This is a genomic window from Roseateles sp. GW821-FHT09H11, assembly GCF_059415845.1.
Map to the genome: position 1 here is coordinate 301074 of NZ_JBWKOA010000009.1, position 14667 is coordinate 315740.

14 protein-coding genes are annotated in these 14667 nt (G+C 69.6%); 9 read left to right on the top strand and 5 right to left on the bottom strand.

Annotated elements, in window-relative coordinates; genetic code table 11:
- Positions 1-21 precede the first annotated feature (21 nt).
- Positions 22-942 (bottom strand): hydrogen peroxide-inducible genes activator, encoded by a 921-nt coding sequence (locus AC07PR_RS27310; protein ID WP_297532779.1) that lies wholly within the window; start codon positions 940-942, stop codon positions 22-24.
- 99 nt (positions 943-1041) lie between these two features.
- Here AC07PR_RS27310 and panB point away from each other — a divergent pair, with 99 nt between their 5' ends.
- From panB to AC07PR_RS27325, 3 genes are all read left to right on the top strand, one after another.
- Positions 1042-1905 (top strand): 3-methyl-2-oxobutanoate hydroxymethyltransferase, encoded by an 864-nt coding sequence (gene panB, locus AC07PR_RS27315; RefSeq protein WP_431100971.1) that lies wholly within the window; start codon positions 1042-1044, stop codon positions 1903-1905.
- A 2-nt stretch (positions 1906-1907) separates the two neighbouring features.
- Complete coding sequence (gene panC / locus AC07PR_RS27320; RefSeq protein WP_495137139.1) at positions 1908-2741, top strand: pantoate--beta-alanine ligase; 834 nt, start codon at positions 1908-1910, stop codon at positions 2739-2741.
- A 208-nt stretch (positions 2742-2949) separates the two neighbouring features.
- Positions 2950-3669 carry a peptidylprolyl isomerase gene (locus AC07PR_RS27325; RefSeq protein ID WP_377158747.1) on the top strand — a complete coding sequence of 240 codons (720 nt, stop codon included), beginning with the start codon at positions 2950-2952 and terminating at the stop codon, positions 3667-3669.
- 30 nt (positions 3670-3699) lie between these two features.
- Here the strand turns inward: AC07PR_RS27325 and recG are convergent, their stop codons facing one another.
- Positions 3700-5847 carry an ATP-dependent DNA helicase RecG gene (gene recG / locus AC07PR_RS27330; protein WP_483108362.1) on the bottom strand — a complete coding sequence of 716 codons (2148 nt, stop codon included), beginning with the start codon at positions 5845-5847 and terminating at the stop codon, positions 3700-3702.
- A gap of 259 nt (positions 5848-6106) precedes the next feature.
- Between recG and AC07PR_RS27335 the strand changes: the two genes are divergently transcribed.
- The 4 genes from AC07PR_RS27335 (at position 6107) to AC07PR_RS27350 (ending at position 9945) form a co-directional block, all read left to right on the top strand.
- On the top strand, positions 6107-6859 hold the full coding sequence (locus tag AC07PR_RS27335; RefSeq protein ID WP_495137140.1) for a substrate-binding periplasmic protein: 753 nt from the start codon (positions 6107-6109) through the stop codon (positions 6857-6859).
- A 16-nt stretch (positions 6860-6875) separates the two neighbouring features.
- Entirely contained in the window at positions 6876-7919 is a 1044-nt protein-coding gene (gene queA / locus AC07PR_RS27340; RefSeq protein ID WP_377158742.1) for a tRNA preQ1(34) S-adenosylmethionine ribosyltransferase-isomerase QueA, read from the top strand.
- A 126-nt stretch (positions 7920-8045) separates the two neighbouring features.
- Positions 8046-9074 carry an RNA polymerase sigma factor SigJ gene (gene sigJ / locus AC07PR_RS27345; RefSeq protein WP_483108363.1) on the top strand — a complete coding sequence of 343 codons (1029 nt, stop codon included), beginning with the start codon at positions 8046-8048 and terminating at the stop codon, positions 9072-9074.
- Positions 9075-9270: 196 nt separating this feature from the next.
- Positions 9271-9945: a PEP-CTERM sorting domain-containing protein gene (locus AC07PR_RS27350; RefSeq protein ID WP_377158740.1), complete on the top strand. Its 675-nt coding sequence runs from the start codon at positions 9271-9273 to the stop codon at positions 9943-9945.
- A gap of 91 nt (positions 9946-10036) precedes the next feature.
- On the opposite strand, the gene argG is transcribed toward AC07PR_RS27350, so the two are convergent.
- The 3 genes from argG to AC07PR_RS27365 form a co-directional block, all read right to left on the bottom strand.
- Positions 10037-11377 (bottom strand): argininosuccinate synthase, encoded by a 1341-nt coding sequence (argG, locus tag AC07PR_RS27355; protein ID WP_483108364.1) that lies wholly within the window; start codon positions 11375-11377, stop codon positions 10037-10039.
- Positions 11378-11468: 91 nt separating this feature from the next.
- Positions 11469-12059, bottom strand: coding sequence for an IMPACT family protein (locus AC07PR_RS27360; protein ID WP_483108365.1), 591 nt, complete (start codon positions 12057-12059; stop codon positions 11469-11471).
- A 40-nt stretch (positions 12060-12099) separates the two neighbouring features.
- Entirely contained in the window at positions 12100-12882 is a 783-nt protein-coding gene (locus AC07PR_RS27365) for a substrate-binding periplasmic protein (RefSeq protein ID WP_495137141.1), read from the bottom strand.
- 111 nt (positions 12883-12993) lie between these two features.
- Between AC07PR_RS27365 and tgt the strand changes: the two genes are divergently transcribed.
- Together tgt and AC07PR_RS27375 are read left to right on the top strand one after the other, a co-directional pair.
- Positions 12994-14121, top strand: a complete 1128-nt coding sequence (gene tgt / locus AC07PR_RS27370; RefSeq protein ID WP_431100981.1) for a tRNA guanosine(34) transglycosylase Tgt — start codon at positions 12994-12996, stop codon at positions 14119-14121.
- A 40-nt stretch (positions 14122-14161) separates the two neighbouring features.
- Positions 14162-14662 (top strand): hypothetical protein, encoded by a 501-nt coding sequence (locus AC07PR_RS27375; protein WP_495137142.1) that lies wholly within the window; start codon positions 14162-14164, stop codon positions 14660-14662.
- The last annotated feature ends 5 nt before the right edge of the window (positions 14663-14667 follow it).

Genomic DNA, 14667 nt, shown 5'->3' on the forward strand with positions numbered 1-14667 from the left:
GGGGTCGGGTCTTGCGGCAAGTCACGACAGCAACGTCACCCCTTTGAGCGTGCACGCATAGACTGCGTTGCGCAGCGCCGCGACGGCCTCGTAACGGGTGAAGGTGCGGCGCCAGGCAAGCACGACGCGACGCGTCGGCGCCGGGTCCTCGAAGGGGACGTAGCGCAGGTGCGGCGGGACGTGGTCCGGCACGCTCAGCGCCGGCACCACGGTGACGCCCATCCCGGACGCCACCATGTGCTTGATCGTCTCCAGCGAGCTGCCCTCGAAGCTCTTGCGGATGCCCTCGGCGTCCGTCGAGAAGCGCGCGAACTCCGGGCAGACCTCCAGCACGTGATCGCGGAAGCAGTGGCCGTTGCCCAGCAGCAGCATCGTCTCGGCCTTGAGCTCCTCGGCGCTGATGCGCGGCTTCTTCGCCAGCGGATGCACCGCCGGCACGGCGACGACGAAGGACTCGTCGTACAGCGGCGCCACCGCCAGGCCCGCGTCGGGGAAGGGCTCGGCCATGATCGCGCAGTCCAGCTCGCCGGTGCGCAGCATGTCCAGCAGCTTCTGGGTGAAGTTCTCCTGCAGCATCAGCGGCATGCGCGGGTAGAGGTCGATGCAGTGCTTGACCAGCTCCGGCAGCAGGTAGGGCCCGATCGTGTAGATGATGCCCAGCCGCAACGGCCCGTCCAGGGGGTCCTTGCCGCGCTTGGCGATGTCCTTGATCGCGCTGGCCTGCTCGATCACCGACTGGGCCTGGCGCACGATGTCCTCGCCCAGCGGCGTCATCGTCACCTCGTTGGCGCCGCGCTCGAAGATCTTGACGTCGAGTTCCTCCTCCAGCTTCTTGATCGCCACCGACAGCGTCGGCTGGGAGACGAAGCAGGCTTCCGCGGCGCGGCCAAAATGGCGCTCGCGGGCGACGGCGACGATGTAGCGCAGTTCAGTCAGGGTCATGGCCGGCATTGTCCTCAGAAAGCGGCATCGTGGCACCGTCCCGGTACACTGCCGCCCCACCCCCCGGACCCTCCCCGGACCTGCCTCCAGGGGACACGCATGACCGACCAGACCTCCCCCCCGACCTCCCTCTACGCCGTGCCGCGGCCCGCGGGCTCGTCGCCCGACCGCAAGCCCGTCACGCTGCAGCGCCTGCTCGACATGCATGCCGCCGGCGAGAAGATCGCGATGCTGACCGCCTACGACGCCACCTTCGCGCACGCGATGGAAGACGCCGGCGTGGACTCGATCCTGATCGGCGATTCGCTGGGCAACGTGGTGCAAGGCCTGCAGACGACGGTCCCCGTCACGCTGGAGGCGATGGTCTATCACACGGCCAACGTGGCGCGCGCGCGTCGCGTCGCGTGGGTCATCGCGGACCTGCCGTTCGGCACGTACCACGAGTCCCCGCAGGTGGCCTGGAAAAACGCCATGCAGCTGGCGCAGGCCGGCGCGCACATGATCAAGCTCGAAGGCGGCGGCTGGACCACCGAGACGGTCCGCTTCCTGACCGAGCGCGGCATCCCTGTCTGCGCCCACCTCGGCCTGACGCCGCAGACCGTGACCGCCCTGGGCGGATTCAAGGTGCAGGGGCGCGATGAAGCCGGCGCCGCGCGCATCAAGGCGCATGCGCGCGAACTTGTCGACGCGGGGGCGCAGATGCTGCTGCTGGAGATGGTGCCGGCCGCGCTGGCCGGCGAGCTGACGCGCTCGCTGGGCGTGCCCGTCATCGGCATCGGCGCCGGCGCGGAGTGCTCCGGCCAGGTGCTGGTGATGCACGACATGCTGGGCGTGGGCGGCGGCCGCAAGCCGCGCTTCGTGCGCGACTTCATGCAGGGCGCGGCCTCGATCGGCGACGCCTTCTCGCGCTACGTGACCGAGGTCAAGTCCGGCGCCTTCCCCGCCGCCGAGCACACCTACTGATCATGAAGATCCACCACGACATCGCCGGCCTGCGCGCCGCGCTCGCGGGCGGCCGCCCGGTCGCGTTCGTGCCCACGATGGGCAACCTGCACGACGGCCATCTGGCGCTGGTGCGCCAGGCCCGTGCCGCGGTCGGTCCGGACGGCCTGGTCGTCGCCAGCGTCTTCGTCAACCGGCTGCAGTTCGCGCCGCACGAGGACTTCGACCGCTACCCCCGCACGCTCCCGCGCGACGCCGAGCTGCTGGAAGGCGCCACCTGCGACCTGGTCTTCGCGCCCGACGAACGGGAGATGTACCCCGAGCCGCAGGGCTACAAGGTGCATCCGCCGGCGGAACTGGCCGACATCCTCGAGGGGCACTTCCGGCCCGGCTTCTTCATCGGCGTCTGCACGGTGGTCGCGAAGCTGTTCCAGATCGTCCGGCCGGACGTGGCCGTCTTCGGCAAGAAGGACTATCAGCAGCTGATGGTGATCCGCCGCATGGTCGACCAGCTGGCGATGCCGATCCGCGTGCTGGCGGGCGAGACCGAGCGCAACGCCGACGGCCTGGCGCTGTCCTCGCGCAACGGCTACCTGAGCGAGCAGCAGAAGCGGGACGCGCTGCTGTTGTCGCGCACGCTGAAAGCGATGATCGCGCGCTGGCAGGCGGGCGAGCGCGACCTCGATCGCATCGAGTCCGACGCGATGGCGTCGCTGCGCGATGCCGGCTGGGCGCCGGACTATCTGACGCTGCGCCGTCGCCACGACCTCGGCGCGGCGCGCGAGGGCGAGCCGCTGGTGGCGCTCGCCGCCGCGCGGATCGGTGAAACACGCCTGATCGACAACCTCGAGTTCTGAAACGGGACGTGTCTTTCCGGCGGGAATCCTGGGCACTCCAGAACCGCCAGAGTGAGGTCCGACACTCTGTAAACGCGGCGTTAGGGAAAGCACCGCCTCATTTCGTGCGGCGCCCGCACCGGGCCCCATGACTTGTGTCAGCGCGCCCACGATACTTCGCCCTTCTTTGCCAGAAAGCGGGAGCCACAAGCTCCCATCGCGAGCCCACATGAAGTCGATCACCCTCCTCTCCCCGATCTCCTCCAAGCCCCGTCTGCTGGCACTGTCCGCCGCGCTGGGCGGCGCGTTGATGCTGGCCGCCTGCGGCGGTGGCAGCGACAACGACAGCGGCAATCCGGTGCAGACGCCGAAGCCGAACCCGGTACCGGTCGCGCCGACCACGTCCTGCAGCGCCGCCGGCATCGCCGCGTCGAACGCGAGCACGGCCGCGCGCGTCGTGTGCATGCTGACGAGCGACGGCGAGATGGTCGTCGAGCTCGACGCCCGCACGCCGATCACGACCGCCAACTTCCTGAAGTACGTCAACGCGAAGTACTACGACAACACGATCTTCCATCGCGTCGTGCCGGGCTTCGTCGCGCAGGGCGGCGGCTTCATCACGGGTTACGTGGCCAAGACCCCCGGCACCGACCTGGGCGGCGCGATCAAGCTGGAGACCAACGTCGGCGTATCCAACGTGAAGTACACGATCGCGATGGCGCGCACCTCGGTGGCCGACTCGGCGACCAGCCAGTTCTTCTTCAACTCCGTCGACAACAGCGCGACGCTGGACTACAAGACCGCCGCCGATCCGGGCTACGCCGCCTTCGGCCGCGTGATCTCCGGCCAGGCCACGGTCGACAAGATCAACGCCGAGCCGCAGCTCTACAGCGGCGCCGAGACCCCGGCGACCGAAGTCCTGCTGTACTGGGCCATCCAGCTGAAGTGATCCGGCCTTGAGCGATCCGGCCCTGAGCGTTCAGGCCTTGAGGTACTCGGTCTTGTGACCGAGCCACCGCTCGACCTGCAGCTGCGCGGCGCGCGGCTGCTCGTCGAGCAGACGGGGCGCCAGCGCCCGCGCCGCGCTCAGCAGCGGCGCGTCTTCCTGCAGATCGGCGAAGCGCAGCAACTGCGCGCCGCTCTGGCGCGCGCCCATGAATTCCCCCGGTCCGCGGATGTCGAGGTCGCGTCGCGCGATCTCGAAGCCGTCCGTGGTCTCGGCCATCGCGCGCAGGCGCGACTTGCCGGTGTCCGAGAGCGGCCCGGTGTAGATCAGGACGCACACGCTGGCGACCGATCCGCGCCCCACGCGGCCGCGCAGCTGGTGCAGCTGCGACAGGCCGAAGCGCTCCGCGTGTTCGATGACCATCACGCTGGCGTTGGGCACGTCGACGCCGACCTCGATGACGGTCGTCGCGACGAGGATCTGCATCTGCCCGCCGCTGAACAGCGACATCACCGCGGCCTTCTCCGCCGACGGCATGCGGCCGTGCAGCAGTCCGACCATCTTCCCCGGCAGCGCGGCCCCGAGCTCGGCATGCGTCTCGGTGGCGTTCTTGAGATCGAGCGCTTCCGACTCCTCGATCAGCGGGCAGACCCAGTAGACCTGCCGCCCGTCCTCGACGGCGGCGGCGATCTTCTCGATGACGTCGTCGCGTCTGCTGTCCGCGAAGACGCGCGTGACGATCGGGCTGCGTCCCGGCGGCAGTTCGTCGATCGTCGACACGTCCAGGTCGGCGAAGTAGGTCATCGCCAGCGTGCGCGGGATCGGCGTGGCGCTCATCATCAGCAGGTGCGGCTCGAGCGGGCTTGAGCCCGAGGCGCCCGCGCCCGCGGCGCCGGTGGCCTCGTCCGCGAGCTTCTTGCGCAGCGCCAGCCGCTGCGCGACGCCGAAGCGGTGCTGCTCGTCGATGATCGCCAGCCCCAGCCGGTGGAAGCGCACCTTGTCCTCGATCACCGCGTGCGTGCCGACGATCAGCGTGGCCTCGCCCGAGGCGGCCGCGTCGAGCATCTTCTGCCGCGCCTTGCCCTTGATGCTGCCGGTGATCCAGGCGACGCGGATGCCCAGCGGCTCCAGCCAGCCGATGAGCTTGCGGAAGTGCTGCTCGGCCAGGATCTCGGTGGGCGCCATCAGCGCGCATTGCCAGCCGGCGTCGATCGCCACGGCGGCCGCGAGCGCGGCCACCACGGTCTTGCCCGACCCGACGTCGCCCTGCAGCAGGCGGTGCATCGGTTGCGGGCGGGCCAGGTCGGCGGCGACCTCCTCGGCGACACGGTGCTGCGCGCCGGTCAGCGCGAAGGGCAGGGCGGCGAGCAGTCGTTCATGCAGGCCGCCGGGCCTGCCACGCAGCGGCGGTGCGCGCAGATGGGCCCGCTCGCGCTGGGCCCGCTGCTGGCTGAGCTGCTGTGCGAGCAGCTCTTCGAACTTGAGCCGCTGCCAGGCCGGATGGGTGTGGTCCTCCAGCGTCGACAGGCCGGCCGACGGCGGCGGGTGGTGCAGGAAGTTGAGCGCGTCGCGCAGCGCCGGCAGCCCCTTGGGGACGAGCGCGAGCGGCAGGACCTCGTCCAGCGGCGCTCTGCGCAGCGCGGACGCGACGGCCTTGCGCAGGTAGGCCTGCGGCAGCTGGGCGCTGGTCGGGTAGACCGGCGTCAACGAGGTCGACAGCGGCGTGTCCACGTCGACCTTGCGGAAGCTCGGATGGACCATCTCGCGACCGAAGAAGCCCACGCGGATTTCGCCGCGCACCCGCACGCGGGTGCCGACCGCCATCGTCTTCTGATGCGCGGGATAGAAGTGGAGGAAGCGCAGCGTCAGCAGCGCGCCGTCGTCGTCGCGCAGCTTGACCAGCAGTTGCCGGCGGCCGCGGATCTCGATGCGGCTCTCGATGACCTCGCCTTCGCACTGGAGCGTGTCGCCATCGCGGGCGCGGTCCAGCGGCGTCAGCGTGGTCTCGTCCTCGTAGCGCAGCGGCAGGTGCAGCGCGAGGTCGATGTCGCGCGTCAGGCCCATCTTTTCCATCGCCTTCTGCGGCGCGGACTTGGACGGCGCGGCCTCTCCGCCCGCTCCCGCGCGACCCGGTTTCGCGGGCGGCGGCGGCGACGATGGAGCGGTGCTGGCCTCGGACATATGGGCAGGATTCTGCCTCGGACGCCGCCCTGTCCCGGACGTGACCAGGGAGGGCGGACGACGGCGGATGGGCACATCGAACGCCGGCCCGATACCGATGCATTTCGCGCGTGGCCGTGATCGATTGCCCGTTAGGCCCGCCGTTCTGGCGTTCGCACCCGGGTCGGAGGGGAGTCGCACGCCACTCACGGCTGCTAGGCTGGCCCAGACGCGCCTGCCGGCCGTCTGCCCTCATCGATCCAACTCACCCCGTCCGCCCATGACCACCCGCCGCAAGAGCCTGCTCTGGCTCGCCGCCACCGCCATGCCGGCGCTGCCGGCGCAGGCGGAGGATGCGCCGGTGCGGATGGTCGCCACCGAATTCCCGCCCTACACCGGCAGCACCTTGCCGGGCGGCGGCATCGCCTGCGAGGTCACCCGCGCGGCCCTGCGTCAGTCGGGCCGGTCGATGACGCTCACCTTCCGCCCCTGGGCGCGGGCGCTGCTCGAATTCCAGCGCGGTGAACATGACGGCGTCATCGGCGCGTGGCGCTCGGCGGAGCGCGAGCGCACGATGCGCTTCCCGCAAGCGCTGGGCATCCTCAACCAGCTCGGCTTCATGGCGCGCGCGGATCACAGGCTTCGCGTCGACGACCTCGCCGCGCTGCGCGAGGTGCGCATCGGCGTCGTCAACGGCTACGCGAATCCACCCCGTTTCGACGCCGCGAACCTGCCCATCGAGAGCGCCGTCGACGACCTCGCCAACCTGCGCAAGCTGCTGGCCGGTCGCGTCGATCTGGCGCTGATCGACAAGGGCGTTGGCGCCCATCTGCTGGAGACGCACCTGCGCGAGGCCGCCGGCAAGCTGGTGTGGCTGGAGCCCTCGGTGTCGGAGATCCCGCTGTTCACGGTGTTCTCGAAGATCCGGCCCGAAGGCGAGCGCTTCGCCGCCGCGCTGAGCCGCGGCATCGGCGATCTGCAGGGCAGCGGGCGGCTGGCGATGCTGCTGCAGCAGGGGGCGCGCTGGCAGTAGTGGGAAAATCGTTCCCATGTCCCGAACCTTCTCGGTGAGCGATTTCGATTTCGCTCTGCCTCCCGACCTCATCGCCCAACACCCCGCCGCGGAACGCAGCGCCTCGCGTCTGCTCGACGGCCGGTCCGATCCGCCCGTCGACCGCGTGTTCCGCGAACTGCCCGATCTGCTGAATCCCGGCGACCTGCTGGTGTTCAACGACACCAAGGTCATCAAGGCCCGCCTGTACGGCGCCAAGGCCAGCGGCGGCGCGGTCGAGGCGCTGGTCGAGCGCGTGCTGCCCGGCACTCGCGAGGTCTGGGCCCACATGCGCGCCAGCAAGAGCCCGAAGGCGGGCGCCGTGGTGCGCTTCGCCGACGCTTTCGACGCCGAGGTCCTCGGCCGTTGCGGACCGGACGACGGTCTCTTCCACCTGCGCCTGTCCGGCGACCCGTTCGAGTTGCTCGAGCAGCACGGCCATGTGCCGCTGCCGCCCTACATCGAGCACGGCGACTCGGCGGACGATGTGCGGCGCTACCAGACCGTGTTCGCGCGCGAGCCCGGCGCCGTGGCCGCGCCGACCGCCGCGCTGCATTTCGACGAAGCCCTGCTGGCGCGGCTGGCAGAACGCGGCGTCGGCACGGCGCACGTGACGCTGCATGTCGGCGCCGGCACCTTCCAGCCGGTGCGCGTCGAATCGCTGGCCGAGCACAAGATGCACAGCGAGTGGTTCCAGGTCACGTCCGACACCGTCGACGCGATCGCGCGCTGCCGCGCCGCGGGCGGCAAGGTGACTGCCGTCGGCACCACGACGCTGCGCGCGCTGGAGTCGGCGGCGCTCGGCGGCGGGCTGAAGGCCGGCGCGCGGGAGACCGACATCTTCATCACGCCGGGCTTCGACTTCCAGGTCGTCGACCGGCTGGTGACCAACTTCCACCTGCCCAAGAGCACGCTGATGATGCTGGTGTCGGCCTTCGCCGGCTACGAGCCCATCATGGCGCTCTACCGCCATGCGATCGCACAGCGCTACCGCTTCTTCAGCTACGGCGACGCCATGCTGCTGGAGCGCGCCGGGCGCTGATCGACGCGGGTCCCGTTCCCGGGCCCGCCCTCCGTCGGCCGACGAGGGGCGGCTGCGCTCACCGGTCGTGTCACATCGGAGTAGGCTGCGTCGTCTTGTGAGCAAGACGACTCCGGACGACGCGCCATGACCGATCACGTTCCCGACCCTGCTCCCGACGCTCCCGCCGCCAACGGCCCGGCGCTCGACCCTTCGCCCGCCGCGCGCGCGCTGCGCTACGACCGCGATCACGCCCGATCGCTGCGGGCGCTGGCCTACCGGATGCTGGGATCGCGCGCCGAGGCCGAGGACATCGTCCAGGAAGCGTGGCTGCGCTGGGCCGATGTCGACGAGTCGACCGTGCGCCACGCCGGCGCCTTCCTGTCGCGGCTGGTGACCAACCTCTGCCTGGACCGGCTGCAGTCGGCGGCGATGCGGCGCGAGCAGTACGTCGGCGTCTGGCTGCCCGAGCCGCTGGTCGACGAGGCCGGCGACTGGTCGCCGAGCCCGGAGGCGCAGGCCGAGTTCGCGCAGGACGTGTCGGTGGCGTTCATGCTGACGCTGGAGCGGCTCTCCCCGCTGGAGCGCGCTGCCTTCCTGCTGCACGAGGTGTTCGAGCTGGACTTCGACGAGATCGCGCGCCGGCTGGGCCGCAGCGCCGCGGCCTGCCGCCAGCTGGCGAGCCGCGCGCGGCAGCACGTCAAGGCCGACTACGCGCGCCACGAGGTCGAGGATGAGGAGCGCCAGCGCCTGTTCCAGGCCTTCATGGGGGCCTTGCAGTCCTTCGACGTCGAGGGCCTGGCCAAGGTGCTGACCGACGACGCGATCCTGCTGGCGGACGGCGGCGGCAAGGTCTCGGCGGTGCCGCGCATGCTCGAAGGCGGCGCCCTGGTGGCGAGGACCTTCGTGGGTTTCGTGAAGATGCCGACCGCCCGCGACTGGCGCGTCCGCCCGGCGCGGGTCAACGGTCTGCCGGGCTACATCGTCTACGACGTCGCCGGCGAACCGATCCAGACCGTCGCGCTGCGACCCGCGCCGCAACCGGGCCGGGTCAGCGCGATCTATGTCCAGCGCAATCCCGACAAGCTCGGTCACCTGCCGAGGATCGAGCCGCTCGTGGTTTCCGGGGCCGTGCCGCCGTCCGTTTCCGCCCCGCCCGGCGACGGTGCGGCGTGAGCCGAAAGTGGGCGCGATGCGCCCACACAGCGCAGTTCCGCGCCGTTCTGGCGCGATATGACCGGGGAGGCAACACCCGACCCCCTCCTTCGGACTGTGGTGTCCCCCCGTGCCCACGGGGGGTTGGGCGTGTTTGGGAATCCCTATGTTTAGGGACAATCGAGCCTACAAGATCTACCTCTGCTCGGGATTCACCATGACGCTGTTCGCACGTACTTCGATCGCCGCCGCCGCCGCGCTGTTCAGCGGCCTGGCCGCCGCCGCCTCCATCGGCGGCCTGGTGAACACCGGCGCCGGACAGTCGACCGGCAGCACTGACACCAACTACAAGTACACGGCCACCGGCAATGCGGCCGGCCTGTCCGGTTTCGGCGTCGTCAGCAACGGCAGCGCGGATCCGTTCCCGAGCTGGCTGCCCAACACGGCGACCTCGTCGTGGCTGATCCCGGGTGCCGACCAGAACACCAACTACAGCCCGACGGGCAATTCGACGTTCACCTGGACGCTGAACTTCGACCTGACCGGCTTCGACGCCAGCAGCGCCTCGTTCAGCGGCCACTGGGCGGCGGACAACAACGGCGTGCTGCTGCTCAACGGCGTGGCGATCTCGACGATCTCCGGCCAGCGCGGCTACGCGGACTGGACCTCGTTCGCGGCCTCGAGCGGCTTCCTCGCGGGCGTGAACACGCTGCAGTTCGTCGTGACCGACACGGTCGACCAGACCTACAACTTCACCGGCCTGCGCGCGGAGTTCCTGAGCTCCAACGTCAACGCCGCGGTTGCCCCGGCCGTCCCGGAACCGCACACCTACGCGCTGATGCTGGCGGGCCTGGGCGCGCTGGGCTTCCTGGTGCGCCGCCGCCGCGGCTGATCGCCGGGATCGGGGCGTCGGCCCCGCGAATGAAAAAAGCCGCTGAGCGATCAGCGGCTTTTTGCTTTCCGGCTCGGTGCCGACTCGGTGCTTATTCGCCCCCGCCGGTCAGCAGCGGGATCGAGCCTTCCGAGTTCTTGCCCAGCAGGCCGCTGCGGCTGTAGACGCCGAGCTTCTCGCGCGTGTCGGCGATGTCCAGGTTGCGCATCGTCAGCTGGCCGATGCGGTCGGCCGGCGTGAAGGCGGCGTCCTCGACCTTCTCCATCGACAGGCGCTCCGGCGCGTACGTCAGGTTGGGGCTGACGGTGTCGAGGATCGTGTAGTCGTTGCCGCGGCGCAGCTCCAGCGTCACTTCACCGGTGATCGCGCGGGCGACCCAGCGCTGGGCGGTCTCGCGCAGCATCAGGCATTGCGGGTCGAACCAGCGGCCCTGGTACAGCAGACGGCCGAGCTTCATGCCGTTCATGCGGTACTGCTCGATCGTGTCCTCGTTGTGGATGCCGGTGACCAGGCGCTCGTAGGCGATGTGCAGCAGCGCCATGCCGGGGGCTTCGTAGATGCCGCGGGACTTGGCCTCGATGATGCGGTTCTCGATCTGGTCGCACATGCCCAGGCCGTGGCGGCCGCCGACGCGGTTGGCTTCCATGAACAGGTCGACCGGGTTGGCGTAGGTCTGGCCGTTGATCGCCACCGGCACGCCTTCCTCGAAGCGCACCGTCACCGTCTCCGCCTTGATCGCCACGTCGTCGCGCCAGAAGGCCACGCCCATGATCGGGGTGACGATGTTCATGCCCTTGTTCAGGAACTCCAGGTCCTTGGCCTCGTGGGTGGCGCCCAGCATGTTGGAGTCGGTCGAGTAGGCCTTCTCCACGCTCATCTTGTAGTCGAAGCCGTTGGCGATGAGGTACTCGCTCATCTCCTTGCGGCCGCCGAGCTCGTCGATGAAGGTCTGGTCCAGCCAGGGCTTGTAGATCTTCAGCGCCGGGTTGGCCAGCAGGCCGTAGCGGTAGAAGCGCTCGATGTCGTTGCCCTTGAAGGTCGAGCCGTCGCCCCAGATGTTGACGCCGTCGTCGCGCATGGCCACGACCAGGGCGGTGCCGGTCACGGCGCGGCCCAGCGGGGTCGTGTTGAAGTAGGTGGCGCCGCCGCTCTTGATGTGGAACGCGCCGCACTGCAGGGCGGCGATGCCTTCGGCGACCAGCAGCGCGCGGCAGTCGACCAGGCGGGCGATCTCGGCGCCGTAGGCCTTGGCCTTGCGGGGGATCTCGTCGTAGTCGCTCTCGTCGGGCTGGCCGAGGTTGGCGGTGTAGGCGCAGGGGACGGCGCCCTTGCCGCGCATCCAGTGCACCGCGGCGCTGGTGTCCAGGCCGCCCGAGAAGGCGATGCCGACGCGCTCGCCGGCGGGAATCTTTTGGAGGATGGTTGCGGCCACGGTACGCCTCACGGTAGGGGAAAATGCAACCTGCGATGTTAGCGTGCTTACTTCGAAGGTCAGCGCGCTTATCGCTCCGCCAACGGGCAACTCAGGCTTCCTTGAGCCAGCCGATCCGCCCTTGCCCGGCCTCGTTGAGCACTGCGATGAAGCCCTCAGCGGCGCTCTCCGGCAAGCGCAGCGTGACCTCGACCAGCGCCCCATGCGCCACGTCCACCAACTGCGCCCCGGCCTTCTCGGCCTCGCGCCTCAACAGGCCTTCCTGCGCGTAGGGCAGGGTGCAGCGCAGCGTCCGCAGCCGGATCACCGGCACCTTGTCGGCCTTCAGCAGCGCCTGCGCGACGGCGTCGGTGTAGGCGCGCACGAGTCCGCCCGCACCCAGCTTCACGCCGCCGAAGTAGCGCACCACCGTCGCCAGCACGCCTTCCAGGTCCTGGTGGCGCAGCACCTCCAGCATCGGGCGGCCGGCGGTGCCGCCGGGCTCGCCGTCGTCGTTGGCGGCCGACTGCCCGCCGGCCATCAGCGCCCAGCAGACATGGGCGGCGCCGGGGTGTTCGGTGCGCAGCTGCTCGACGCGCGCCAGCGCCGCGGCGCGATCGGGCACCGATTCCACGCAGCCGATGAAGCGGCTCTTCTTGATGATCAGTTCGGCGTGGACCGGCGCGGCGAGGCTGTGGGGCATGGGCGGGATTGTCGCGTCCGCGTCGTCCGACGCGATTGCCTCACGGGGTCTGGGACAGATCGCCGAGATGCTTGTGCTTGAAGCCCTCGATGGTCCCATCCTTCAGCATCTCGTCGACGGCATGCCGCATGAGGTCGCGATCGGCCTGCGGAATGCGTTCGCGGGACAGCGCCAGCGCGCCGATGCTGCGCTCGTTCGGCGCGAAGGACAGCGCGGTGAAGGCTGCGAACACCGGATCCGCGCGCCGCGCGAGGGCCAGGCTGTGCGCGCCCAGCACGACGGCGTCGCCGCGGCCGGCCTTGAAGATGCGGATCGCGGTGGGCTGATCGGGCGCCTCGTCGACGCGGCCCTGGATGCGCAGGGACGTGAGCCACGATTCGACCGTCGGCGTGAAGACGTAGCCGCGCACGACGATGACGCGGCGCCGCTTGTCGGCGAGGAAGGCCGCGGGCGTTCCGCTTGAGGCCGCCAGCGCCGGGCGCATCACGACGAACTGCTTCGACTCGATGTACGGGATGAACTCGACGAGGAGCTCCCGCTCCTTCGTCATCATCGCGGAGACCGTCATGTCCATCTGGCCGGAGGCGAGCCGCGCCCAGATGCGCACGCGCGATTCGGTGATGGCCGAGAGCTTGCAGCCGCTGCGGCGGGCCACTTCGTCGACGACGTCCTTGTCGATGCCGGTCCAATGACCCTGGGCGTCGCGGTAGTAGAGCCCGCTGTACTCGTAGAGGCCGACCGTGTACGGCCCGCAGGCGAGCGCGGGCGCCGGCGCGATGGTGCCGGCGGCCGTCGCGACAAGGGCGGCGATCCAGGACCTCAAGATGCTTCTCCGGGGAGTCTGCGCTCCCGATTGCGAGAGGAGTCTACGCCGCGGCCGTGACGCCTCGCCACGGCGCGACCCCATCGGACGCGGGGCCCGATAATCGCGCCCATGCTGAAGTTCGAACTGCTCAAGACCGAAGGCCGCGCGCGACGCGGCGTCATGACGCTCAACCACGGCGTCGTGCAGACGCCCATCTTCATGCCGGTGGGCACCTATGGCACCGTCAAGGGGGTGATGCCGAGGTCGCTCGAGGAAATGGGCGCGCAGATCATCCTGGGCAACACCTTCCACCTCTGGATGCGGCCGGGCCTGGACATCATGAAGCAGTTCGGCGGGCTGCACCGCTTCGAGAGCTGGAACAAGCCGATCCTGACGGACTCGGGCGGCTTCCAAGTCTGGTCGCTGGGCGAGATGCGCAAGATCAGCGAGGAAGGCGTCAAGTTCGCGTCGCCGGTGAACGGCGACAAGCTGTTCCTGACGCCCGAGATCTCGATGCAGATCCAGACGGTGCTCAACAGCGACATCGTCATGCAATTCGACGAATGCACGCCGTATGAATCCAAGGGCCAGCTGACGACCGAGAAGGAAGCGCGGCTGTCGATGGAGATGAGCCTGCGCTGGGCCAAGCGCTGCCAGGACGAGTTCACGAAGCTGCAGAACCCGAACGCGCTGTTCGGCATCGTGCAGGGCGGGATGTTCGAGCACCTGCGCGACGTGTCGCTGGCCGGGCTCAAGGACCTGGACCTGCCGGGTTACGCGATCGGCGGGCTGTCGGTGGGCGAGCCGAAGGCGGACATGCTCCGCATCCTCGATCACATCGCGCATCAGCTGCCGGCGGACAAGCCGCGCTACCTGATGGGCGTGGGCACGCCGGAGGACCTGGTCGAAGGCGTGCGCCAGGGCGTCGACATGTTCGACTGCGTCATGCCGACGCGCAACGCGCGCAACGGCCACATGTTCACCCGCTTCGGCGACCTGCGGCTGCGCAATGCGCGCTACAAGTCCGATGAGAAGCCGGTCGACGAGACCTGCAGCTGCTACTGCTGCCAGAACTTCAGCCGCGCCTACCTGCATCACCTCGACCGCTGCGGTGAGATGCTCGGCCCGATGCTGACGAGCGTGCACAACCTGCACTACTACCTGAACCTGATGAAGGAAGTGCGGGAGTCGCTGGATGCCGGGGACTTCGAAGGGTTCCGGCAGCGGTTCGCGGCGGATCGGGCGCGCGGGGTCTGACTTCAGAGGGCCCTAAGTCGGGCCGTGCAAAGATGGCGTGATGCTGAAGTTGCTCTTCGCGCCGATCCGATGGCTGATCCGCGTGGTCCTGGCCATCGTCATCCTCTTCGAGGAATGGGGCTGGGAGCCGCTGCAGCGCGTGATGGCGGCCATTGGCCGTCTGCCGGTGCTGCGTCACCTGGAAGCCGTCGTGAGACGACTTCCGCCGTATGTGGCGCTCGTCGTCTTCTTCCTGCCGGGCCTGCTGCTGCTGCCGATCAAGCTGCTGGCACTCTGGCTCATGGGCATCGGCCGGCCGGGTCTGGGGCTCGCCGTCATCGTCCTCGCCAAGGTCGTCGGCACGGCGGTGGTCGCGCGGATCTTCGCGCTGACGCAGCCCGCGCTGATGAGCCTGCCCTGGTTCGCGCGCCTCTACGACCGCTGGACTGTATGGAAGGAAGGCCTGCTGGTCTGGGTGCGCGCGAGCGCGGTGTGGCGCTCGGCGAGGGCGATCAAGTTGAGGATCAGGCGGCTGATGCGGCGAGGCGCGCGTAGCGCGTGATACCT

Bases quoted from the DNA above. Each gene is read 5' to 3' on its own strand.
- queA (WP_377158742.1), top strand. From the start codon at position 6,876: ATGTCCCGAACCTTCTCGGTGAGCGATTTCGATTTCGCTCTGCCTCCC.
- AC07PR_RS27325 (WP_377158747.1), top strand. From the start codon at position 2,950: ATGAAGTCGATCACCCTCCTCTCCCCGATCTCCTCCAAGCCCCGTCTG.
- AC07PR_RS27350 (WP_377158740.1), top strand. From the start codon at position 9,271: ATGACGCTGTTCGCACGTACTTCGATCGCCGCCGCCGCCGCGCTGTTC.
- AC07PR_RS27360 (WP_483108365.1), bottom strand. From the start codon at position 12,059: ATGCCCCACAGCCTCGCCGCGCCGGTCCACGCCGAACTGATCATCAAG.
- AC07PR_RS27335 (WP_495137140.1), top strand. From the start codon at position 6,107: ATGACCACCCGCCGCAAGAGCCTGCTCTGGCTCGCCGCCACCGCCATG.
- AC07PR_RS27310 (WP_297532779.1), bottom strand. From the start codon at position 942: ATGACCCTGACTGAACTGCGCTACATCGTCGCCGTCGCCCGCGAGCGC.
- AC07PR_RS27375 (WP_495137142.1), top strand. From the start codon at position 14,162: ATGCTGAAGTTGCTCTTCGCGCCGATCCGATGGCTGATCCGCGTGGTC.
- sigJ (WP_483108363.1), top strand. From the start codon at position 8,046: ATGACCGATCACGTTCCCGACCCTGCTCCCGACGCTCCCGCCGCCAAC.
- panC (WP_495137139.1), top strand. From the start codon at position 1,908: ATGAAGATCCACCACGACATCGCCGGCCTGCGCGCCGCGCTCGCGGGC.
- tgt (WP_431100981.1), top strand. From the start codon at position 12,994: ATGCTGAAGTTCGAACTGCTCAAGACCGAAGGCCGCGCGCGACGCGGC.
- recG (WP_483108362.1), bottom strand. From the start codon at position 5,847: ATGTCCGAGGCCAGCACCGCTCCATCGTCGCCGCCGCCGCCCGCGAAA.
- panB (WP_431100971.1), top strand. From the start codon at position 1,042: ATGACCGACCAGACCTCCCCCCCGACCTCCCTCTACGCCGTGCCGCGG.